The sequence below is a fragment of the Exiguobacterium sp. s140 genome (assembly GCF_018617035.1).
Taxonomy (GTDB): domain Bacteria; phylum Bacillota; class Bacilli; order Exiguobacteriales; family Exiguobacteriaceae; genus Exiguobacterium; species Exiguobacterium profundum.
Genome location: NZ_JACSJK010000001.1, coordinates 558,886 through 582,543, shown reverse-complemented (window position 1 = coordinate 582,543; position 23,658 = coordinate 558,886). Strand labels below are relative to the sequence as shown.

General features: G+C 47.5%; 23 protein-coding genes. 8 read left to right on the top strand and 15 right to left on the bottom strand.

The genetic code is table 11. The features are described 5' to 3' along the window. Positions 1-81 precede the first annotated feature (81 nt). From KNO61_RS03030 to KNO61_RS03010, 5 genes are all read left to right on the top strand, one after another. Positions 82-1,296 (top strand): argininosuccinate synthase, encoded by a 1,215-nt coding sequence (locus tag KNO61_RS03030; protein WP_147538911.1) that lies wholly within the window; start codon positions 82-84, stop codon positions 1,294-1,296. Next, positions 1,289-2,677 (top strand): argininosuccinate lyase, encoded by a 1,389-nt coding sequence (gene argH / locus KNO61_RS03025; protein WP_214730621.1) that lies wholly within the window; start codon positions 1,289-1,291, stop codon positions 2,675-2,677. The genes KNO61_RS03030 and argH overlap by 8 nt, the downstream gene beginning before the upstream one ends. A 196-nt stretch (positions 2,678-2,873) precedes the next feature. Beyond that, positions 2,874-3,287 (top strand): NAD(+)--rifampin ADP-ribosyltransferase, encoded by a 414-nt coding sequence (gene arr, locus KNO61_RS03020; protein ID WP_251024852.1) that lies wholly within the window; start codon positions 2,874-2,876, stop codon positions 3,285-3,287. 86 nt (positions 3,288-3,373) lie between these two features. Further along, positions 3,374-3,904, top strand: a complete 531-nt coding sequence (locus KNO61_RS03015) for a biotin transporter BioY (RefSeq protein WP_078147005.1) — start codon at positions 3,374-3,376, stop codon at positions 3,902-3,904. Positions 3,905-3,967: 63 nt separating this feature from the next. Next, positions 3,968-4,165 carry a hypothetical protein gene (locus tag KNO61_RS03010; protein ID WP_214872587.1) on the top strand — a complete coding sequence of 66 codons (198 nt, stop codon included), beginning with the start codon at positions 3,968-3,970 and terminating at the stop codon, positions 4,163-4,165. 21 nt (positions 4,166-4,186) lie between these two features. On the opposite strand, the gene KNO61_RS03005 is transcribed toward KNO61_RS03010, so the two are convergent. From KNO61_RS03005 to KNO61_RS02985, 5 genes are all read right to left on the bottom strand, one after another. Then, positions 4,187-5,035, bottom strand: a complete 849-nt coding sequence (locus KNO61_RS03005; RefSeq protein WP_078147006.1) for a sulfite exporter TauE/SafE family protein — start codon at positions 5,033-5,035, stop codon at positions 4,187-4,189. 69 nt (positions 5,036-5,104) lie between these two features. Beyond that, on the bottom strand, positions 5,105-5,992 hold the full coding sequence (locus KNO61_RS03000; protein WP_214757340.1) for an alpha/beta hydrolase: 888 nt from the start codon (positions 5,990-5,992) through the stop codon (positions 5,105-5,107). Between the two features lie 28 nt (positions 5,993-6,020). Further along, a complete protein-coding gene (locus KNO61_RS02995; protein ID WP_047795253.1) occupies positions 6,021-6,809 on the bottom strand; it encodes an AAC(3) family N-acetyltransferase in 789 nt (262 codons plus the stop codon). After that, entirely contained in the window at positions 6,809-9,817 is a 3,009-nt protein-coding gene (locus KNO61_RS02990) for an AAA family ATPase (protein WP_214872586.1), read from the bottom strand. Before KNO61_RS02990 ends, KNO61_RS02995 begins: the two co-directional genes overlap by 1 nt. Continuing rightward, the gene (locus KNO61_RS02985; protein WP_078147009.1) at positions 9,817-10,920 is read right to left on the bottom strand and encodes an exonuclease SbcCD subunit D; all 1,104 of its coding nucleotides are present in this window, start codon (positions 10,918-10,920) and stop codon (positions 9,817-9,819) included. The genes KNO61_RS02990 and KNO61_RS02985 overlap by 1 nt, the downstream gene beginning before the upstream one ends. Positions 10,921-11,027: 107 nt before the next feature. Between KNO61_RS02985 and KNO61_RS02980 the strand changes: the two genes are divergently transcribed. From KNO61_RS02980 to KNO61_RS02970, 3 genes are read left to right on the top strand one after another with little or no spacing between them, the layout of a single operon-like run. Next, entirely contained in the window at positions 11,028-12,758 is a 1,731-nt protein-coding gene (locus tag KNO61_RS02980) for an ABC transporter ATP-binding protein (RefSeq protein ID WP_078147010.1), read from the top strand. Continuing rightward, a complete protein-coding gene (locus tag KNO61_RS02975) occupies positions 12,755-13,627 on the top strand; it encodes an NAD(P)-dependent oxidoreductase (RefSeq protein WP_047795249.1) in 873 nt (290 codons plus the stop codon). Before KNO61_RS02980 ends, KNO61_RS02975 begins: the two co-directional genes overlap by 4 nt. A gap of 45 nt (positions 13,628-13,672) precedes the next feature. Then, complete coding sequence (locus KNO61_RS02970; RefSeq protein ID WP_012726433.1) at positions 13,673-13,906, top strand: DUF2188 domain-containing protein; 234 nt, start codon at positions 13,673-13,675, stop codon at positions 13,904-13,906. 14 nt (positions 13,907-13,920) lie between these two features. Here the strand turns inward: KNO61_RS02970 and KNO61_RS02965 are convergent, their stop codons facing one another. The 10 genes from KNO61_RS02965 to KNO61_RS02920 form a co-directional block, all read right to left on the bottom strand. Next, complete coding sequence (locus KNO61_RS02965) at positions 13,921-14,565, bottom strand: DUF975 family protein (RefSeq protein ID WP_078147013.1); 645 nt, start codon at positions 14,563-14,565, stop codon at positions 13,921-13,923. 72 nt (positions 14,566-14,637) lie between these two features. Then, a complete protein-coding gene (locus KNO61_RS02960) occupies positions 14,638-15,291 on the bottom strand; it encodes a copper homeostasis protein CutC (RefSeq protein ID WP_078147014.1) in 654 nt (217 codons plus the stop codon). Positions 15,292-15,304: 13 nt separating this feature from the next. Then, complete coding sequence (locus tag KNO61_RS02955) at positions 15,305-16,075, bottom strand: DeoR/GlpR family DNA-binding transcription regulator (RefSeq protein ID WP_078147015.1); 771 nt, start codon at positions 16,073-16,075, stop codon at positions 15,305-15,307. A gap of 173 nt (positions 16,076-16,248) precedes the next feature. Then, entirely contained in the window at positions 16,249-16,869 is a 621-nt protein-coding gene (plsY, locus tag KNO61_RS02950) for a glycerol-3-phosphate 1-O-acyltransferase PlsY (RefSeq protein ID WP_012726437.1), read from the bottom strand. Between the two features lie 11 nt (positions 16,870-16,880). Then, positions 16,881-17,741 (bottom strand): M15 family metallopeptidase, encoded by an 861-nt coding sequence (locus KNO61_RS02945; protein ID WP_078147017.1) that lies wholly within the window; start codon positions 17,739-17,741, stop codon positions 16,881-16,883. Positions 17,742-17,819: 78 nt separating this feature from the next. Continuing rightward, positions 17,820-18,236 (bottom strand): acyl-CoA thioesterase, encoded by a 417-nt coding sequence (locus tag KNO61_RS02940; RefSeq protein ID WP_012726439.1) that lies wholly within the window; start codon positions 18,234-18,236, stop codon positions 17,820-17,822. 31 nt (positions 18,237-18,267) lie between these two features. Further along, on the bottom strand, positions 18,268-20,526 hold the full coding sequence (locus KNO61_RS02935) for an AAA family ATPase (protein WP_214872585.1): 2,259 nt from the start codon (positions 20,524-20,526) through the stop codon (positions 18,268-18,270). A 56-nt stretch (positions 20,527-20,582) separates the two neighbouring features. Continuing rightward, positions 20,583-21,260, bottom strand: a complete 678-nt coding sequence (locus KNO61_RS02930) for a hypothetical protein (protein ID WP_078147019.1) — start codon at positions 21,258-21,260, stop codon at positions 20,583-20,585. A 101-nt stretch (positions 21,261-21,361) separates the two neighbouring features. After that, a complete protein-coding gene (locus tag KNO61_RS02925; protein WP_214872584.1) occupies positions 21,362-22,927 on the bottom strand; it encodes a BCCT family transporter in 1,566 nt (521 codons plus the stop codon). Between the two features lie 127 nt (positions 22,928-23,054). Beyond that, positions 23,055-23,546: a DUF3939 domain-containing protein gene (locus tag KNO61_RS02920; RefSeq protein WP_078147021.1), complete on the bottom strand. Its 492-nt coding sequence runs from the start codon at positions 23,544-23,546 to the stop codon at positions 23,055-23,057. Positions 23,547-23,658: the final 112 nt, after the last annotated feature.

Here is a 23,658-nt window from a genome sequence, read left to right as displayed (position 1 = left end):
TTGCCACACGACATCTTATCCCTTACACTGAATTGTATATTTATAAACAAATATTAATAATTATTCATAAGGGGTGTTCATATTTTGAAACAGAAACTCGTATTGGCTTACTCAGGTGGTCTTGACACATCGGTTGCGATTAAATGGTTGGACGAACAAGGTTATGATGTCATCGCCGTCTGTTTGAACGTCGGGGAAGGGAAAGACTTAGAAAAGATTCAACAAAAAGCGATGAAAGTTGGAGCGAAAAAATCAATCGTCATCGATGCGGTCGACGAGTTCGTCAACGAGTTCGCTCGCTATTCGATGCAGGCCCATACATTATATGAAGGCGTATATCCACTCGTTTCGGCACTATCACGCCCCCTCATCTCGAAAAAATTGGTCGAGGTCGCACAGGCCGAAGGTGCCGTCGCTGTGGCTCATGGATGTACCGGGAAAGGAAATGACCAAGTGCGTTTTGAAGTGTCCATTCATGCACTCGATCCTTCACTCGAAATCGTCGCACCGGTTCGGGAATGGAAATGGTCACGTGAGGAAGAAATCGCGTATGCGGCAAAACATCAAATTCCGATTCCAATCGTTCAAGAAGAGCCATTCTCAATCGATCAGAACATCTGGGGACGCGCCATCGAATGCGGCATCTTAGAAGATCCTTGGGCAGCACCTCCGGCAAGCGCATATGAGTTAACAGCAGCACTTGAGGACACACCGCATGAACCGACTTATCTTGAGATTGAATTCAAGAACGGAGTGCCGGTCGCTATTGACGGGAAGAGCCAATCGTTCACCGATATCTTAAAAGAGCTCAATATCGTCGCGGGTGCCCACGGCGTCGGGAAGATTGACCACATCGAGAACCGGGTCGTCGGTATCAAATCACGTGAGGTGTATGAGGCACCTGGCGCCATGACATTAATCACTGCACATAAAGCTCTTGAAGCCTTGACACTCGTTCGTGAAGTGGCGCATTTCAAACCGATTGTCGAACAAAAATTGACGGAAACGATCTACAACGGACTTTGGTATTCACCGCTCACAAAAGCACTTCTTGCCTTTATCGATGAGACACAAGCGACCGTCACAGGAACGGTTCGCATGAAACTGTTTAAAGGACAAGCCATCGTCGACGGACGGAAGTCGCCAATCTCGCTTTATGATGAGGAACTTGCGACCTATACGTCAGCAGATACGTTCGATCAGCAAGCAGCTGTCGGATTCATCAAGTTGTGGGGTTTGCCAACAAAAGTTCAATCAGAGGTGTTGATGGAAAAGGGAGCGTTCGTCAATGAGTAAATTATGGGGAGGCCGTTTCGAGAAGACGGCGAGCGATTGGGTCGATGCATTCGGTGCATCGATTGAATTTGACGCTCAACTCGTCCTTGAGGATTTAGAGGGTAGCATGGCACACGTGACGATGTTAGGTGACCAAGGCATCCTCTTAAAAGAAGAAGTCACTCAAATCCTTGATGGATTACAACAACTTAAGCAAAAAGCACTCGCGGATGAATTAAAATTCGAGGTGTATCACGAAGATATTCATATGAACTTAGAAGCTCTGCTTCATGAAGCGATTGGACCGGTCGCAGGGAAGATGCATACGGCACGTAGTCGAAACGATCAAGTCGCGACGGACATGCATCTTTACTTGAAAGAACGTGTGAAAGAAGTGATTCAATTGATTGAATCGCTTCAACATGAATTGCATGCACATGCTTCAGAAAACGTAGAGACGATCATGCCTGGCTACACGCACCTCCAGCGTGCACAACCGATTTCACTGGCCCATCATTTGCTCGCCTATTTCTGGATGCTGGAGCGGGACAAGGAGCGGTTTACGGACAGCTTGAAACGGATTGATTGGTCCCCTCTTGGCGCAGGAGCCTTAGCAGGGACAACGTTTCCGATCGACCGTTCCCGTTCAGCTGAATTACTTGGATTCAATCGGGTTTACCCGAACAGCCTCGATGCCGTTAGCGATCGTGACTTCATACTCGAGTTTCTTTCAAATGCATCAATGCTTATGATGCACCTCTCCCGCTTCTGTGAAGAATTGATTCTTTGGGCAAGCGAAGAGTATCGCTTCATTACAGTGTCCGATACGTTCTCTACCGGTTCGAGCATGATGCCACAAAAGAAAAACCCTGACATGGCCGAACTCGTCCGTGGAAAGTCGGGTCGAGTGATTGGAAACTTGATGGGCTTGTTGACGCTCATGAAAGGACTTCCGCTCGCTTACAACAAAGATTTACAGGAAGATAAAGAAGGAATGTTTGACACGGTCAAGACCGTTCAAGGCTCACTCAGTATCATGGCGGGGATGATGAATGAATTGACGTTCCATCCTGACGTCATGAAACAAGCGACCGAGCGTGATTTTTCTAACGCTACAGAACTCGCTGATTATTTGACGGCAAAAGGAGTACCGTTCCGTGAAGCTCACGAAGTGACGGGTAAACTCGTCAAATATTGCGTGGATGAGCGATTGTATTTACGCGAGCTTCCAATCACGGTGTTCCAAACGTACTCTGAATTGATTCAAGAGGATGTGTATCATGCCTTGACCCCTGAACAGGCAGTCGCACGTCGAAACAGTTACGGTGGCACTGGATTCGATGCCGTCCGTGAACAATTGAATGAAGCTTCGGCATGTATTAGCACGATGACCTATTCATAACAAATACGCGCCCTCGTCAATAAACGAGGACGCGTATTTTTGTTCATCCATTCAATATAAAAATTATATAAATCAGTACTCGTCGTCTAGTTCCCCCTCTTAATGATAACAAGAATCCTGTTCAACAAACAGACTACACTTTAATGTGTTCACGTACGATAATGGTCTCAATACGATATAAATAGGAGGCATTCACATGAAATCTTCTGTTCAGTTGGACCCAGGTCCGTTCTTTCATGGAACGAAAGCAGAACTTGTTGTTGGAGATCTTTTAGAAGTTGGCCATATGTCGAATCATCGCCATGAGCCGCTACGTCACCTTTATTTTACGGCGACTTTGGATGCTGCAAAATGGGGGGCTGAATTAGCAAAAGGAAACGGTCCTGAGCAAATTTATATCGTGGATCCGGTTGGAAATTTTGAAAATGATCCAAATTTAACGGATCAACGATTCACTGGAAATCCTACTCGATCCTATCGGACAATCGAACCGCTCCTCGTAGTAGGCGTTTTAAAATCATGGGAACGTCACTCAGAAGAGATGATTGAAAAGATGCGTTCATCGATTGAGGAATTACGTCTAACCGGAAACGATCACATCATTGATTAAGTTTGAAAAGCGAAAAACTACTTGTCATCCCTATTCGAACATGTTAACTTTTATATTGTTAACGTTAACTGAAAAGGGGTTTACATATGAAAATTCAAGATATGACTCAAATCGCCTTCGGAGCGGCACTCATCGCAAGTATTGGTTTCATCGAAATACCGATTGGACCCGTTCCGATCACCCTTCAAACACTCGCCATCATGACCATCGCCGGCATATTCGGTGCAAGGAAAGGATTTTTGGCAGTCATCGTGTACCTCCTGCTCGGCTTGATCGGACTTCCAGTACTGAGTGGTCAAGGAGGTCTCGCACCATTTGTAGGACCAACTGTCGGATATTTAATCGCCTTTCCGATTGCAGCGCTCTTCATTGGCTGGTTCAGCGAACGCTATCGCTCCATTCCAGCATTGATTGGCTATAACTTTTTGTTCGGTCTAGGGCTCGTCTACTTACTCGGAAGTATGGGACTCGAGATCGTTCTCGGTATGTCGTTCATTGATGCGCTCAAAGTAAATATTCCATTCTTCTTTGGTGACGCTTTGAAAGCAGTACTTGCTGCCATATTAGCCGTGAAAATTTCTCAGAACGTTCAAGTCCGTCGTTCCCTCGCTTCGTAAAAGTTCGAACGTTTCACCCGTTTCCATCTGTGGAATAACTGTAGTATGGAAGGGGGTGTCCCGATGAGCGACTCGACGTTTAAAAAACACTTACAGAAAGCGACCCACTTTTACCAACGCTCTGACAAAGGGCAGCGTCAAGGAATCGATAAGTCGTCTCATGAGAAACGTGACACAGATGCGTTTGAGCGAAGACTCCGTGAGGCTAAAGCGAAAGTTGGCGAGATTCAAGAAAACATTGACCATATTGCTAGACGTTAAAACCCCGTCCGAAGACGGGGTTTATTTTTTGCGTGGTCGAATGAGAAGGGTGACGATGAACAGAAGCGCTAATGTGACGAGAAGTGCAAGTGATGCCGTATTCCACCCGATCAAATTCAACCCTACACTGATGGCGACCGTGATATAAAATCCACCTAGCGCTTTTTTGACGTGCTGCGAGCTGAAACGTTGTAGCTGTTTCGCCCCAAAGGGTGATCCGATCATGGCACCCGCAATCAGAGCAAGACCGTGCAGATAATTCGTTTCAGCACCTGCCACCGTATAACTGATGACACCGGATAAGACGATGAGAAGCGCTGCCGTAATACTCGTTCCGACCGCACGCTTCATCTCTGTGTTCAACAACTTGACCTGAAGAGGAGTCAAGACGAATCCACCGCTTACTCCCATCAACGAGGAGATGAACCCCGCGAACACACCGATGATCCCAAGGCGTGGTACAGAGTCCGTTCCGACGCTTCCTTCCACATGCTGTTTCGAACGAAAGAAAGAAACCGCAAAATATGTGAGTAATGCGATATAGACGAGTGAGATGATCAGTGTCGCCCCATCGACTCCTTCTAAATAAAAGACAAGCGGTGTGGCAATCCAGGTCCCGACAATCCCGAACAAACCGATCCATAAGGCGTGTGACACGTTCACGTTACGCAAACGGATATGCGAGATCGTTCCTGCCGTCGTTGATCCGAGCGTCAACATCAGGCTAAGGGCAATCGCCGCACTCGCTTCATACCCGAAGACAAGGAGAAGTGGTGTCAGTAAGATTCCACCACCAATTCCAAAGAATCCACTCAAGATTCCGATTAACGTTCCTAAAAGGAGAAACTGTAATACTTGTAAAACGTCCATGTTGTACCCTTCTTTCATTGGTCTCGTCTGCAATCATATCAAAAAGGGGCGTCGAATGCGCCCCTTTGCTTACAATGACCGTTCTAGAAACTCGAATATTTGTTGACGATATTCATTCTGGAATGACTGGTACGATCCGACATGACCTTCGTTATCAGTCACCCAAAGTTCGACGCGTTCTTGTGCTTCAGCCAATTTTTTACTTTCAGAAACAGGAATCGCATCATCGTCTTTACTGTGGATCAATAAGATAGGAGCCTCAATCGACTTGATATCCTGAATAGGAGATACGACATCGGCATCGAGACCGGTGAACCAAGGGGTCACAGTCATGATGACGGGCGTGAACGGAACGTTCGGCAAGTCACTCCATACCGGAAGATTTGTCTCGAGATAATTTCGTAAATCACTAAACGGACTGTCGGCGATGACTGCAGCAACTTCGACATCATCAGCTGTAGAGAGTGCTGTCGCCGCTCCCATTGAAATTCCGTACAAGACAACTGGTCCTTCTGAACGACCTTTCGCATATTGGATGGCCGCTTTTAAATCGGATTGTTCTTTAGCGCCGACCGTGACTCGGTCACCCTCTGATATCCCTGAACCGCGAAAATCGAACGTTAAAAATTGGTATCCTTGTTCATGAAATTCTGGAATCAACTCTTTCAACGGTAAATCTTCCTGTTCACGGTTCTTCCCATATCCGTGGGCAAAGACGATGGTCGCACGCGGCGTAGGATGAGGAATCCACCATCCGTATAAGTCATATCCTTCCTCCGATTCGATTGTCACATTCTCGTACTTCAAACCAAGTGATTTCGGGGTGTATGTCAATGTTTCCCGCTCCGGTGACGTCAACTGGTCCCCAATATGAGCCGAGATTCCTCCGATAGCCAAACCGGCAACGAGTAAAATGATGAGTATCGCAATACTCAATAGTTTCATCCAACGATTCATCCGTAACTTCCCCTCGATTCTATTTACTCTATCTCAACCAGCTACGAAGCGCGATGAGCGCATGTTGGACTGGTTCCCATGTGCTAGACGGAATGAGATAACATGTCGCTTCATGGATAGAAAATGTTCGCACATCCTTTTGTTTGACGATGTTCTCGCCGATTGCGCCAAACGGATCGCTGTTCACATCGACATGTTCAAATGTACGCCACTTTCGCTCCCCTCGTTCTATAACGGCACAACCGAATGATTTGGTCGGGCCATCAATTCCGTACTCGGCATAATGCCAGAGTGTCGTCGCATCGAGCGGAGACCCAAGGTGAAGGATTCGTGCGTTTCGCTCAATCATTCGCTCGATAGGTGAACCTGGACCGAACCCGACATCGATGGTATGACCGGACACGATGGCTTCAGCCCCATCGCCCCAGGCGGCAACAGACCACATCGGATGGGAACTACGATATACGTGCGGATAGCTTCGGAACAGTTCCGGCACACGTCCCATGCCACGTGTCGCTGTTTTATCAGCTTCGTACGGAGGCATCTCCGCGCGAATCGTCTGCCACCATTCCACGGGGACAGGTGGCGCTTCCCATTCAGCTGGGTCTGAATTGTCTCCGGTCTGGGTCGCCATCATGATCAACCCAGATGGACCGACCACTTCCTGAATCGCTTCAATGACGGTCTGCGCCCCTCCACATACCCAACCGAGTTTTGAGAGCGACGAATGGACAAACAACGCCTCTCCCGAGCGAACGCCGGCTTCTTTTAACTTTTCGATGAGACTCGACTTCGTCACCATCTTTTTCACAACCATCACTCCACAATCAGCTGGATCGACGACCCGCTTCTAGATTTTTTCACTTCAATCCGTGCATCGACACGGTCTTTCAATTCTTGGACATGACTGATGACGCCGACGAGCCGACCGGTCGCCTGTAAAGACATCAATAATTCAATCGCCTGGTCTAGAGATTCGGCATCGAGCGTACCGAATCCTTCATCGATGAGCATCGTTTCAAGACTGATGCCCCCACTCAGCTGTTGGACCACCTCCGCAAGTCCAAGAGCGAGTGACAACGACGCCTTAAACCCTTCACCGCCAGATAAATTTTGTACACGACGCGATTGTCCGGTATAGGCATCAAAGACGAGAAGCTCAAGACCAGATTTGGCATTCCCTTTCGCCGTCTCGACTTTCCGCTCAAGCCGGAACTGACCGCTCGTCATCTGATCCAAATGAATGTTGGCCGCATGAAGGATCTGATCAAAAAAGGCGGTTTGAACATATGTCTCAAACGTCATTTTCTGTGGGTTGATTCCCTTCCCCGTATCCGCAATCAATTTGATTGTCTCTAATTTCTGCTCTTCTTGCGCCGTCTGTTCGCGAAGGGTATTCCATTCCGAGATGACGTGTCTATGTCGAGACAAGGCATCTTGGGCTGTGATCAGCTGTTTCGACGCCTGCTCACTGCATTCAGCCAGTTCCTTCACTTTCATCTCCATCTCATGCAGGTCTGGTCGCTCCTGATTCTTCAGTTTTTCTTCAATCATCTGTTTATGGTGTCGGAGTCGAACACCTTCTTCCTCCTCACGTTGCAACTGTTCACGAATCATTGTCCGTTTGTCGATTTGATTGGCGTATGATTCATAGCGTTCACGCGTCAGATGTGATGCTTCTAGCTGATTGACCCAAATGGTCTGCTGGGCATCATACTGCTTCGATGCTTCAGTCAACTGTTCACGGATCAATGACAGTCGTTCTTCCTCTTTCCAAAGTGCTTTTTTCACCGTCTCAAACTCAAGGTCGTACGCTTCGACTTGTTTCATCAACATCGAGATGCGGTGCTCAAGGTCGGCTCGCTCGCGCTGCAACGCATCGAATGTCGTTTCTTCACTTTGACCGAGTGCGTACAGACTTTGTTGCGTCATTTCAAGTTCGGATACGACACGCTCCCGCTCTTCGAACTGTTGACGTTGCTCTTGCTCTAACTGTCGGATTTCTGCTGACAGTTGGCGAAGTGTCCGTTCGTTCTCTTGATGCATTCGTTCTTCCCGCTGCAATAGCTCTGCACGTGTTCGCCACTTATTGAGTTCTTCTGTGACATCGCCATTGAATTGAATGTCTTTGGAAGCTTGATCTAGTTCTTGTCGGACTGCTTCAAGTTGTTGATGAAGCGAACGATAATCCGCCCGCGCTTCGATTAAGCGTGTGGACAAATCATCAAGACGTGCCACGGCCGCATCCCGCTCCGCGATGTTCGTAACGGTTTCTTCGTGTTGTGGGATATCATGATGACGAGAACCGCATACCGGGCATGGCTCACCGTCTACAAGCGTCTCGCTCAGTTGTTTCGCTAGTATTAATTGTTCTTGCTGTGTAAACGTGGTGACCACTTCTTGTTGGGTCACGTACTGTCGTTGAACGTCTTTGCCCGTTCGTTCACATTCGTCGAGTTGTTTCGATAACTCACGTGCCTTTGTTTCAAGAGAGGCCAGATGCACCAATCGGTCGACGTGACGCTCGGCGTCGACTGCTCGTTCGCTAGGTTCAGACTTTATGCTGTCGACCAATCGCCGTTCTCTTTCTTGAAGTTCTTGTAACCGAGATTCTTTTGAAAACATGGCCAATTCTTTTGCACGATTCATCAATCGGTCACGAAGGGTCACGAGTGTGGCGCGCTCCTTGATTCTTGGCATCATCTCATCGACAATCCTTAGTCGCTCTTTACGAGAGATCACTTCTTCTTTGTCCGTTTCAATCGTTGGTTTTCGCTCCACTAACTTCGATTGGGTGGATTGCAAGTGCTCTAATTTTGTCGAGGAGGTCTGTTGTTCAATCGACAACCGACGCACGAGTTGCTCTAGTTCCTGTAACCGTTCAAAGACTGGACGAATGTTTGCCGCCACCTCTAAATTTGTTAGCAGTTCACGTGTCTCGTTTCGAATCGATTCCCCGTTTAAAAAGATTGCAAGTGCTCGATCGGTCTCTTCTCGTTCCTTGAATAGGGTGATGAGCGCTTTTGCTTTCTCAAGTGCATCTCTTGCCTCTTCAAGTGCTGTCGCATACGTTTGTTTCTGGGCTAAGGCCGTTTCACACGTTGCAATCAGATGTTCTTCACGCTCATCGAGCCAACGTTGAATCTCCTCGATGGACTGGGTCGACACCTCTTCGATTGCTTCATCTTCGAGCTCTAATAACTTGAGTCGTGTCCGCTCGACCGCCCATTCCACTTGTTTTCGATACGCGCTATAGCGTTCACCCCACTTTTCCTGGAACGTACGATATGCCTCAGTTTTGAAAATGGATTGGAGGATTTGTTGTTTTTCATTCGAGTTCGAGTCGAGTAATTGTCTAAATTGGTTTTGAGGGAGCAACAAGATTTGACTGAACTGTTCATACGATAATTGTAAAATCGATTCGATTCGTTCTTGTATCTCGTTCACCTTCGTCGCCAGCGGCTTCCAACCGTCCTCCCATTCATAGAGGATGGCCTCGTGCGGAATTGGCGTCTTATTTTTCGGATGAGGTTGTTGCGGCTGTCTTACGATCCGATAGCGGTCACCTCGAATCGTGAACGAAAAATCTACTTCCGTCTTCAACTCAGGTTGTGCATACTGGCTTCTGAAGTCACTAGCATTTCGAAGCGACCCACTCGCCCGACCATAAAGGGCGAACGTCATCGCATCAAAAATGGTCGTCTTCCCGGCGCCCGTCCGACCGCTTACGACAAACATCGAGCGACCAACCAACTGGGTGAAGTCAATCGTTTCACGTTCTGCATACGGTCCAAAAGCTTGAATCATCAATTCAACCGGTCTCATTAGACATCACCTTCTTCTATCATTTGCTTCACGGCATCTGAGGCAGTGCGATCATGTACGGCCTCAAAAAATTGGAGATATACCTCTTCTACTGACTGTCTTTCGAGCGTCTCGCGTTCAAACGTGGATGTCTGCTCCTGGCGACGTAACAGTTCCAATTCAAGATGAAGAATATTCGGATAGACAGTCCGAAGTTTCGCCATCGGATCATGAAGCGCCGTATCATCGGTCAATACAATTTTAAGGTAGTCATCTGTCTTTTGTTGCTGATAATAAGTTGGGGCAAGGAGTTCGTTCAATGTTCCGGTGAGTTGTCGCATATCCCGCTCTGGTGTCAAGGCACGGCGGCGACGTGTCCATTGACCGTTCCATTCCAGAACATCGACGGATTTTTCATGATTGACCTCGGAAAACGAATATTTCATGAGCGACCCACTATATGCAATTCTTTCTGATTGAATCGCATCACGATTATGTAGATGACCTAATGCCGTATACGAAAAAGGCTCATATAACCCTTTTGCGACCTGTCCTGCAGTGCCAACAGATAGTTGACGTTCTGAATCCGTCTCCAGTCCTCCCGCGACAAAACTGTGACCGATTGTAACCGCATCTTTTTCGATTGTACCGTATGCTTCAATGACTGCCTCCAGTGCATCGTGATGCGTTCGAATCGAGTCGATACCGAGAATATGCCGTACGCGAGCCGGCTCAAGGAATGGAATCGGATAAAATGGGATCCCTGCGACATCGAGGGGACCAGATGTCGGGTCGAGTTTCCCAACGATGTGAAGACCCACTTGTCTCAATAACTTCGAACTATATTCGAGACGTTCTGCCGAATCATGGTTTCCGGCGATGGCAACGACCGGGATTCCACGGTTCAAGACGAGCTCTCGCCACATCTCATCGAGTAAATCGACCGCATCGACGGGAGGGACGGCACGGTCATATAAATCCCCTGCGATGATGACCGCATCGGGTCGCTCTTCATCTACGATTTGTAAAAATGAATGGAACAAAATATTCCGTTGATCTTCTGTCATATGTCGACCGTGGACAATCTTTCCTAGATGCCAATCGGCCGTGTGAATCCATTTCATCACGTATCACCTCTCTTTCCTATTCTAGCATGAGTCCTTCGAATGATTCGACGTCTTGACACCCGTTTTTGAAACAGCGAAAGTAAGAGGAGAGGAGGACTTCCAACATGAAACCATCAACATGGCAAACTTTTTTTCAATTATTCAAAATCGCGAATCCTCCGAAAAGGCTATTTGTCGGAGCCATTCTCATCTCTCTCCTTCAAGCCGTCGCCTCACTGGCCATTCCGCTCATCTTGCAACGTGTGGTCGACCGGTGGAGCAGCGACTTATTGACACCAGAATGGATCATCTATTTCGTCATCGCATTTTTGATTCAAGTCATCACGAGTGCCGTTTCGATTTATTGGTTACATATCGTCGGGCAACGGGTCGTTGCCAATTTACGCACGACCTTGTGGGACCATCTCGTCAAACTGCCGATTCCATTCTATGACGGCATCAAGTCGGGGGAACTGGTGTCTCGGTTGAACAATGATACGACGACGCTTCAACAGTTGTTATCCGAACAAAGTGTCAGGTTGTTGACCTCCCTCGTCTCGGTCATCGGCGCCGTCGCCATCTTGTTCACACTCGATTGGCAAATGACACTCGTCATCTTGTTCTCTGTTCCGACCACACTCATCATTGTCATACCGCTCGGACGGAAGCTTCGGATTATCGCAAAAGAGACACAACAAGAACTCGGAAATCTTTCCGGCTTCTTCGCAGAACTGCTCGGTGAAATCCGCCTCGTCAAATCACAAGCGACGGAACAGATGGAAGTGAAAACCGGCAAAGCAAAAATCGAGACACTGTTCGATTACGGGGTGAAGGAAGGACGAATTCAAGCAATCCTTATTCCCCTTCTCAATGTGACCTTGACCGGGATGTTGATTGCCATCCTCGGGTTCGGCGCATATCGCGTCTCGACCGGAGCTTTATCAACGGGCGAACTACTCGCCTTCATGCTCTATCTCTTCCAAATCATCACGCCCCTCATCACGATGAGTGAATTCTTGACGAGACTTCAAAAGGCGCGTGGAGCTACGGAACGGATTGCTGAATTGCTCGAAGTCAGTCCCGAACCATACAGCACACATGAAGAAACGATTCATCAGACAGCACTCTCATTCGAAGACGTTGCTTTCCATTATGGCACTGAACCCGTCATCCAAGGATTGACACTTCAAGTGTCACCGGGGGCGACAACCGCCATCGTCGGACGGAGTGGTGCCGGGAAAACGACACTTTTCTCACTTGTCGAACAGTTCTATTTACCGACGGCAGGAACGATTCGATATGGAAATCGAGAGATTCAAACATACGGGCGTGACACTTGGCGTCAAGTCATCGGATATGTCGCTCAAGATTCCCCCGTCCTCTCAGGATCTGTACGGACAAACATTGTGTACGGACTTCGACATGAAGCGAGCGATGATGAAATCAAAGAGGCCTGTGAAATGGCCAACGCATGGTCGTTCATTGAAACGATGCCAGAACAGCTCGATACGGAGATTGGTGAGCGAGGCATCCGTTTGTCTGGCGGGCAGCGGCAACGACTTGCTATCGCGCGTGCGTTGTTACGAAATCCACAGATTCTATTGCTCGACGAGGCAACATCAAGTCTAGATTCCGAATCAGAACGTGTGGTCCAAGAAGCGTTAGACCGCCTGATGGTCGGACGAACGACGCTTGTGATTGCCCACCGGCTCTCGACTGTCAGACATGCCGACCAGATTGTCGTCTTAGAAGACGGACAAATCAGCGGAATCGGGAAACACGAGCAACTTTTAACAGAGAACGCACTATATCAGCGACTCGTTTCACAACAATTATTAGGGGGACAAGCGACATGAAAACAATCGGATTTATCGGGCTCGGGGTCATGGGCCAATCGATGGTACGTAATTTGATGAAACACGGATTTGAAGTGCAAGCATACACACGGACGAAAGAGAAGGCAGCTGCATTGTTAGAGGAAGGTGTGACATGGTGTGATTCGGTACAGGACGTTTGCCGAGATGCCGATGCCGTCATCACCATCGTCGGCTATCCGTCCGATGTCGAATCCATCTATTTTGGCGAAGGGAACATTCTTGATTCGGCAGAACCAGGTACATTATTGATTGACATGACGACGTCCTCACCGAAACTGGCTGAACGAATTGCCGAGACTGCCATTGAGCGGAGTCTCCTCCCACTTGACGCACCAGTAACAGGTGGCGATGTCGGAGCCAAAAATGGAACGCTGTCGATTTTAGTCGGTGGGGGTGAATTCGCATTCAATAAAGCGAAGCCTTTATTTGAAGCGATGGGACAATCGATTGAACGAATGGGGTACGCAGGGAGCGGTCAATATGCGAAACTTGCCAATCAAATCGCCATTGCCGGCATCATGATGGGGAATGCCGAAATGCTAGCGTTCAGTAAACGAGCTGGAATTGACCCAGAGGCGCTCGTTCGTACGATTCGTGGCGGGGCAGCCGGTAGCTGGACACTTGAAAACTTGGTTCCACGCATGATTGTGGAAGATTATGCCCCTGGCTTCTTCATCAAACACTTTATCAAAGACATGACCCTTGCCATCGAGAGTGCACACGAGCTACAAGTGACATTACCAGGTCTTGAGCTCGCACATCGCCTGTATTCGATTCTGGAAGAGAACGGGTACGGAGAAAATGGCACACAAGCACTGATCGAGTATTATCTCCATCAAGACGTTTGAAACCGGACGTTTGTGGAATTAGTAGGAATGAAGGAGGCGATTTTCGTGCCATGGAATATGAAAGACTATCCAGAATCACTGAAAAACTTCGATCCACTTGTAAAAAAGAAAGCCATTGATATCGCGAACGCATTACTCGCGCAAGGCTACTCTGAGACGAAAGCGATTCCCATTGCCACCGAGCAAGCGAAAAAATGGCATGCGGATGCGTCGGAAGAGGAAAAACAAGATTTTGAAGACGCCCCAAACCCTAAAAAGTCAGATCAGCATGGAACATAAAACAACCGGTCGGATTATCCGACCGGTTGTTTTGCTTGATAGGAGGCATTTAGCTCCAAATAGAGTCCAGAAATCGCCGTTTGAAGATACGGTGTGACAAAGATATAAGCCAGCCCTCCAGTAAGAAGGACGAGCGCATACCATCCGATAAAACTCGCAAAGAGCTTCAACATCGTCCGTTTGTGACCCTTCATCATCTGTCGGCTCTTTCTCATTGCCTGGAACGCTGATAGGTCAGGATTATCTCGCATAATGAACGGTACAATCCGATACGTCAAATAGAACCAGACACCAGGTACGATCAAGAAGAGCATCAACACGTTTAGACCTAAATAGAATACCGCATAATAGACCACGGCACGTGAATAGTCTTTAAGTGACCCGAACGATTCAATCAACAATCCGAACGTTGGCTTTTCATCTTTCGCCACCTGGAGAAACACCCAATTTTTCCCGAGCTCGATAGGTGCGAGAAGAACCGTCGCCCCGTAAAGAAGCGCCACCGATGTCAAAAGGACTTCGGGGTCGTTCGCCGAGAGATCAAGTCGGGTCGTGATCATCGCTTGAATGACCATGACAGTTAAGACAACGAGTAATGATATGCCCCACTTTCCTGATAGCATTCGTAGCGCATATTGTTTGTAAACGGAAGATTGCATGAATTCACCTACATTTATTGTTTTCTCTCATTATAGCAAAAAAACAGTCTTCCGACTGTTTTCCGCCTTGGCTCATCCAAGAAGTTGTTTGAACTTTCCTTCATCGAGCTGTCCATTCGTTCGTACGCCATTTCCTATGTGTACCATCGCTACGTCAAGACGTTCTCGAAGAATCGGTAACGTTTCCACCGTGATCCCTGCACCAGGCAAAATTGTGATCTCGGCCTGTTCCTTCAAGGCTATCAAGGTTTCGATTCCTTCTAGTGCAGTTTTGGCACCGCCTGAAGTAAGGAGAATATCTACTTCCGGATATTCATTCAACACGTCCATCGCTTCAAAGACATCACGTGATGCATCGAAGGCACGGTGGAACGTGAGCGTCATTTCCCCTTTGTGCTTGATGACTTCCCCTAAGATCCGCTCGTCAATCGCTCCATCCTGTGTCAAGGCACCGAATACGATTCCATCGACACCGAGCTCACGGCATAGACCGATATCCGCAAGCATAGTCTCGACATCATCCTCATTGAAATGGAACGAATGTGTATGGGGCCTTATCATCACATGCACCGGAATCGACACATGTTCGACCACATTTCGAATCGTTCCAAAACTTGGTGTGATGCCCCCGTTTTCCATATCCGCAATCAGTTCGAGTCGTTTTGCACCGAGTTGCTCAGCCTGAATAGCTTCCGTTAGTGTAGTGACAATCACTTCTACATTCATTCAATCGCTCCCTTTACGGTGCGAACTTCCAGTCCACACCATGTTCGGCTAAGACGCCTTTGAAATCTTGAGGCTCCGGAAAATCAGAGATAATCGCCGTCACCTTCGAAAAATCACAGACGCGATACCGTTTTTGTTGATTTAGTTGGGTATGGTCCGTTAGTAAGAACGTCTCGCGACTTTGTGACATCACCGACTGGGTAATACTGGCGAGGCCGAAAGCGTCACATGTTAAACCTAGTGATGCGTCGACCCCTTCGACGGACAAAATGGCAAGGTCGAACATGTATGTCTGTAGTTGCGTCAGGACCTGCTCACCTGTCGTCACGAGATGTTTCGGGTCGATTGTACCACCTAATAGCTGAATTTCGCCACCAAGCACACCTTTCGCCCGCTGTTCAAACAACGCCTTCGCCACCGTCAACGATGGCGTCACGACCGTCACATTGCGACCACGCAACCGGGATGCCACTTGCTCTGCCGCAACCCCGTGTCCTATATATAATAATGTATCATCTGGAATCAACTGAAATGCGGTATAGGCGATCCGACGAATTCCATCCATGTTCGCAATCACGATGGGCTGAAAGGACATGCTCTGATGAAGGACCGCTCCCCCGTATACACGTTTGATTCGATGCTCTTTTTCTAGCTCTTCTAAATAACGGCGAATCGACTCCCCAGATACGTTCAAGCGCTCGATCAACTCACTCGTCTTTACTTTGCCTTCTCGTTCGATCCATTCTACAATTTTCTGTTTACGCTCTTCACCGATTAAAGACACGTCCCTGCCTCCTCCACAATAATCTTTCCTTTTCTAGTGTAACGAACGCATGTAAATTTAACGTAAATTGAAAGTAAAGAACGAGCAAATCCAACATGTTTTTGTTTCTTTTTTGTGTAAATCAACGACAATACACAAAAAAGGCACGCCCTAAACGGACGTACCTGCATGCGTCATGATTTCGGCTTGTGTTGAAACAGTGGAACTTTTGGTTCTTTTCCAGCACGAATACGTTGCCAGTTGGTACGATGCTTAATAATAATGAACAATGCGAGTGGCACGATGACGATCAGCGGTAACCAATCTTTCGTCACGATGCTATAAGTCGTTGCTGTCACCAGTCCCACCACGGCGGCAGCCATCGAGGAGAGGGATACCATGCGCGAGGTGAGGAGCGTCACGATAAATGTACCGACGACGACAAAGAAGAACCAAGGGAAGGCTGCCAACAAAACTCCACCGCTCGTCGCAACCGATTTTCCACCTTTGAATTTCGCAAAGACTGGATAAGAGTGTCCAATCACTGCCGGGATTCCGGCAAGAAGCAGGCTCATCTCGCTTCCGAATAGTAGAGGCAGCAATGCAGCGACAAGACCTTTCCCCATGTCACCGAGCAAAACGAGGATTCCTGCCTTCTTACCTAATACGCGAAACGTGTTCGTCGTTCCTAGATTGCCGCTCCCATGTTCTCGAACGTCTACGCGATAGCCGAGCTTGCCGATGATGAGGGCAAACGGAATGGCACCAAGTAGATAACTTAAAATAATAATCATGATTTCTGTCACATATGGCATCGCAATTCCCCTTATTTCATAAATTCCGCAATATAGCGATCATATGGCTGATTCAATGCATGTACCTGTTTCGCATGCTCCATACCGATATAACGTAAATGCCATGGTTCGTACATATACCCGGTCTCATCCTCAAACTCTTTTTGGTAACGGATGATAAAACCATACTCGTGAGCATGATCGGCTAGCCATTTTCCTTCAACCGTTTCACCGAGACTTTGAGTCAGTTGATAGTTGACTGAGGCGCTCGATACGTCAATCGCAAGTCCTGTTTGATGTTCAGAATGACCTGGTGGTGCGGAATATTTCATGGCTTGCTCTTTGCCATCTCGTTCGACATAAGCATTGAAGAGATTGACTTGATAGGCGTATGAACGAAACGCACTCGTCCCTTTCAAATCAATTCCTGCTGCTTTTGCACCTTTCATTAGACCTTCAATCGCCTGAGCAGCTTCTTTACGTAACATTCGACGTTCACCGACTGTCGAGTCGACAAAATCAATGTTCGCCTCTACCAAATCACTCGGCTGATAGTCGGCAGGCAATGCAATTTGCTTGTTTACAAGAATCAATTCATCTAATTCCAAATTGGCCACACCATCCGTTTCAATCGGTTGACTAGGTGCCACAGGTTCTTCCTCTACTGGTTCGGTCGGCTGTTCAGACTCGTCCGACGTCTCCTCCTCAGAAGGTGACTCGGTGACTGTCTCATCTTCACGATCCGAAGTCGGTTCATTTGGTTCTGTCTCTTGTTCATCTACTGTTGATGACTGTGTTGTTGGTTCTTTCGGTTCAACTTGCTCGTTTGTCGTACAACCGGCTAACATGAACGTCAAGGCGCCGCAAACCATCAAAATCGATGGATAACGCATGCGATCTTCCCCTTTCTAGATAACAAAAAGTACCGTCAAGATATGATACCACACTGACGGTACGAAGACAGAAGATTCTTAAACAGGGTTCATGACGTTCAAATACATTTCATGCCATTTCGGGAACTCTCGATCAAGTCGAATCGGTTTGAAGTCGCCTCGTTTGACGACGACATGCGTTGTAGTCGCTGTACCAACAAGTTCTCCATGTTGATTCGTCAACTCATAGCCATAAATCGTTCTGATTTTTGAATATTGATCGACCCATACACGAACATGAACCGTATCACCATACGTCACGCTACGCTTATAGTCCATGGATACATTTGTCACAGGAGAGACAAATCCCGCTTCTTCCATATCTTTATACTCGACACCTAGTTGTCGTAACAATTCCGTGCGCGCAATCTCTAAATAAACTAAATAGTTGGCATGATAGACGATGCCCATCATGTCCGTCTCTTGATACCTTACTGGGATTTGAACCGTGTGCATTGAATCATCCTTCTTTCCTAAGAAAAGTATATTATAACTTACTCTTAATATCTACTACTAATAATTGTTGGAGTGACACATTCTCATCCTCCGTCGACACTAAACGATAGGACTGACGAGCAATCGATTCATCGATAACAGATAGAGCGGTGCGCGCGTTCGCATGTTTGATGTCACCTAAACGAGTAGCCAATGCCTCAAGCGCATCCTCTTCCATCACATATCCGAACTGACTTGCGTAGTTTTTCGCGATGTCTACTAACTGTTCTTGCGTATAGTCAGCAAAATGAATCGTCCGTTTCATTCGGCTACTAAGACCAGGGTTGGATTCAATTAATCGGCGCATCGGACCTTCGTAACCGGCAAGGACGACGACAAGATTCTCGCCATGTTTCGGCATTTCATCAACGAGTGTATCGATTGCCTCCCGGCCATAGTCGTTCGCCCCGCCGTTCAAACTATAGGCCTCGTCAATGAGTAAGACGCCGCCAAGGGCGTCACGGATCGCCGCTTTCGTTTTTTGAGCTGTCTGTCCCACATAGCCACTGACTAAATCTGCACGACTGACGACATTGACATGGCCTCGCTTCAAATAACCTGTCCGTTTCAACATCTGTGCATATAAATCGGCAAATGTCGTTTTTCCGGTACCGCTGTTTCCGGTTAGTGTCACATGGAGCTGGACCGGCGCCGTCTTCAAACCGAGCGCCTTCCGCTTCTTTTGAATCTGGACGAGTGCTTCGATTTCAGCCAGTTGTGCTTTCGCTTCTTCCATGCCGACCAGGTCATCTAACGATGTCGGACTCGAGTCATCTTCTGGCTGATCAAAGTCTTCTTCAGTCAAGAGCGCCATCTCGTCTAACGGAGCGTCTGCACCGAAGCGGGAACCCTTCTTAAACATCGCATCAAGTAAAATGTTATGGACAGTCCGAGCATTTCCGAACGTCGAATCGACTCGTTCTCTGTCGATTCGAGCAAGAAGTGATCGCTTTGCCTCTTCCGTCAGCACGTAATTATTCTCTTGTGCCACTTTCTCACCGATGGCGACCAATTCTTCGTCACGGTAGTTCGGTAACTCATAGTGATTCGACTCAGGGAATCGTGATCGTAAACCAGGGTTAGCTAACAGGAAATGGCGCATTTCTTCTGGATAACCAGCTAGAATGACGACGAACTTGCCTGCATATTCGCCACTCGTCATTGCGGCGACAAGCGTATCGATGGCCGCTTGTCCGTAATCACTACCACTCGCATCTTGACGCTTCAATGCATATGCCTCATCGATGAATAAGACACCACCTTCCGCCTCTTTCACCTTATTCATTACCTGTTCTTCCGTTTGTCCAACATAGGCACCGACAAGACTCGAACGATCTGCCTCGACAAGGTCTGGGCGTCCTAATAAGCCGAGTTCAAAGTAAATCTCAGCCATGAGTCTCGCTAATGTCGTCTTGCCGGTTCCTGGATTCCCTGTGAAGACGAGATGAAGGGATGGTTGATGTTTTGAAGAAAAGCCGGCTTTCTCTCGTTCTTTTTGGAAAAGGAGAAAGCGATACCACGCTTTTACACGTGCTTTGATGTCATCGAGCCCAATCATGTCTTCAAGTGACTCAATCGCGCTCGAGCGTGTCTCGCTCGGACGGTCTGGTAGTAGCTCACAAATCGTGTGTAGTCGTTCTTTCACAAGGGAAACGCGCTCCCCGAAACGATGAAACGCTTCACGACTGAAATAGTTCCCCTGCATGGATGCGAGCAAGGAGGCAGTATCATCTTCAAGAGATGCGACTTCTTGCATCGCTTCGATGATCGCTTCAAACAGGTTCTCCAGCTGTCCGCGCCATTCAGAATCACGCAAATCAGACTTCGCAGCCTCCACCTCATCATGGAGTTGGTCAAGTTGATCGAGTAACGCTGACGTTTTTGACTCGTACTCTGTTAAGATTTGAACCTTCATTGAGGCGTAATCGGCCTCTCGTAAGGTGGGCCAGTCAATTTGAAGCGCCTGTTTCGAACGACGCAACTGCTCATTCAGTTGAAACAGACGAAGCTCTGGAGGAAGTGCGTTCATCGCCTCCAACTCTTTTACCCAGCGGTTGAGTAACGGGTCCATCGTTTCCTTTTGTTTGAGCCGATGTGTTGCGAGCAGCCGCAAGGAACGAATTAATTCTTCTTGGTGCTGAGTCGCACGAGACCAATGTGCGTAAGATAACAATGCCGCCTCGTTTACTTTTTCTCCAGCTTCCCAGTTCGTCAAGTCCGTTTGAACTTGTTCCACTTGAATTTGTTTCATCTTGTTCTCCCTTTCAGACGACAAGGGAGCCGACATCATGTCTGCTCCCCATCGGATTATCTTGATTCAAACGATGTCATCCGAATCGAATGGAATAACTTTCCGTTATTCCGCGATTCTGCCGCGAGCAAGATTCGTTCATGCGCATCGACATAATATGTGACAGTCTCTTTATTTTCTTCTTCACTAAAAATCGATGGATAGTTTTCAATCCACTCTTCCGGAACGGTCTCAGCCGATTCTGATTTCACATACGCTTGCGCGGTACGTCCGACCAAATCGGTTTCGCCTTCACTTGAACCAAGCGTCCCGTCATCGAGCCATTTACGAATCTGTTCGTTCGTTGCACGTGACAAGAATGGATGAGGTGCGACTGCTCCGGAGTTCGTCTCCTGTCGAAGAACTTCTTCCCCGTCCGGATTGAACTCTAAGTAGGTCTCTCCATCCCATTCTGCTTTCGCGCCAACATTTGGACCCGTCACGACTTCAGATACAAAATGTCCGTCCTCATCATATGTGACAAGGTACTCTCGTTCTTCGAGCTCTTCGCCTTCTTTTGGAAGTTTGCGTTCTTGATATCCGATCACGACATTCGAGTAGAATGGTTCGACTTTCTCTTCCTCTTCCCCGCTCAAATCCATGAGCACATAGAAGTTATAAGCGAGTAATGCCCCGACAATGAGGATGCCGGCCAATATCACCCAGCTCAACCTTTTTTTTATCTGTTGTTTCATAGCCTATCCTCCTCGTTTCTTCACTTACTATCCTACACTAGCGAGAAGGACAAGCAAAATATTTTTGACCGAAAAAGGGCCTCATCTGAGACCCTTTCGAATTAACCTAGTTTATCTTCATCTTTCTTTTGCATCTCTAGCCATTTATCTCGTTCATCCGGTTCGTCGGTAAGATCCTTGAATAAGGCAATCATCATAAAGATGAGCACGAAGATGAATGGGAAGGCTGCGAGAATCGCAACAGCTTGTAGAGCATCTAATCCACCAGCATACAACAATACGGCTGCGATTGATGATTGGATGATTCCCCAAGTCATTTTAATCCCCATCGGCGGGATGAGCTTCCCGTTCGATGTAAGCATACCGAGGACGTATGTCGCAGAGTCGGCCGATGTAATAAAGAATGTCGAAATCAAGAAGATGGCGATTACACTGAGTAGCGTCCCAAAACCACCGAACGTTTCAAACAGTGCGAACAGCCCGACCTCAGTACCGATTTCGTTTACTTGATCAATTAAGCTATATCCTCCGAACAAATCAGCCCAGATGGCCGAACCGCCGAAGACGGAGAACCATAATAATCCGAATGATGTCGGGACAAGTAAGATTCCGATGATAAATTCCCGAATCGTACGCCCTTTCGATACACGTGCGATAAACGTTCCGACGAATGGTGACCAAGAAATCCACCAAGCCCAGTAGAAGATAGTCCAACCGTTCACCCATTCACGTTCAACGGGTTCAAATGCGGCTGTACGGAAACTCATGCTCGGGAGCTGCTGCAAATAAGTTCCGACCGTTTGTGTGAACAAGTCGAAAATGAAAGCTGTCGGTCCCGCAAACATCGTCGCTACAAGTAGGACAATTGCCAAGAAAATATTCGTATTACTTAAAATTCGAATTCCTTTGTCAAGACCTGTCGAAGCACTGATCATGTAGAGCACCGTTACGACGGCAATGATGATCAACTGTGTCACGAAAGCGTTCGGTACCCCAGGGAGGAGGTAATGAAGGCCACCGGCAATTTGTTGAGCACCAAAACCAAGTGAAGTCGCTACCCCGAATGCCGTCGCAATGACCGCAAGGATATCGACCGTTTGCTTCACGGGTTGTTCGTAGCGGTTATGGACGAGCGAACCGATCGTCTCCCCAATCGTCGCGGGACGACCTTTTCTAAACGTCGAATATGCGATGGCGAGCGCAATCATTGCGTAAATCGCCCATGGATGGAAGCCCCAATGGAAAAATGCATAACGCATAGCAGTCCGTGCATCTCCTTCAGGTGTAGGTGAAGCGAATGGTGGTGAGTGGAAGTGGAGCAACGGTTCAGCCGCTCCCCAGAAGATGAGTCCAATTCCCATCCCGGCACTGAATAACATGGCAAACCATGATAAATAACTAAATTCTGGACGATCTGTATCCTTTCCAAGTCGAATCGAACCATATCTTGAAAAGATTAAAAAGATGGCAACCAGTAAAAACCCGGTGGCGCTCAAGAGATAGAACCAACCCATCCCGTTTGAGAGCCAGCCTTGTAACGTACTCGTCACGTTTAATAGACTGGCATTACCTAATAAACTCTCGGGGAAAAGTCCCCAAATCGTAAATAAGCCAGTTATGATTGCAGATACGACGAATACGGTCGTCACACGGCTTTTTCGTTCCATAAAATCACTCCTATTTAATTTTCTATTTTCATATACGTTTTCCACCCTAACATACTTTTGAAACAAGTCACAACCCTATGTGTACATAAATGTATTGTTTACCGTCCAATAGATAGGTGTCTTGTCATCAAGTTGTTTCTTTGGGCTCCAGTGAAACAATCAATGTTTCATCGACCACATAGTAAGGTCTTTTTGGCAACGTTTTTAAATAACCCCCCTCTCGTAAACGGGTCAAATCGAGTTGAAGCGCGTTCTGAAATGTTTGTAACGGTAATTTCTTCTCCTGGTCCATATACAGATCGAGTGCCCGTTGCACTTGATCCATTTCATAAATGACGTCGCGTTCATCTTCCGGTACGATATGAAACGTCTCTTTTGACATGAAGAAACGTTGTTTCGGGATTCCCGAAAGGTGATGTTTCAAGCGTTTGGTGTCGATTTCTTGCGAGTCATCCAGTAGGACGGTGCGATTCACACCTTTTGGCAGTGTCTGTTCATATTCGTGAATCGCCTGACGCAATTCTGAAAGGGTGATATCAATTTCTCGATCCGGTTCCACCTCTTTTTGTTGCGTCAATCGTTTCCACCAACTCTTTCCGAGCTTCTCTTCTTTATCCATAAGCGCACCCCTCCCTGTCTTCCTGTTCCCGAATCTTTTAAAACTTTCACCTTAAAATTGCATATTCATGAAAAAAACCTTCCTTTTTTCAAAGGAAGGTCATGGACTAGCA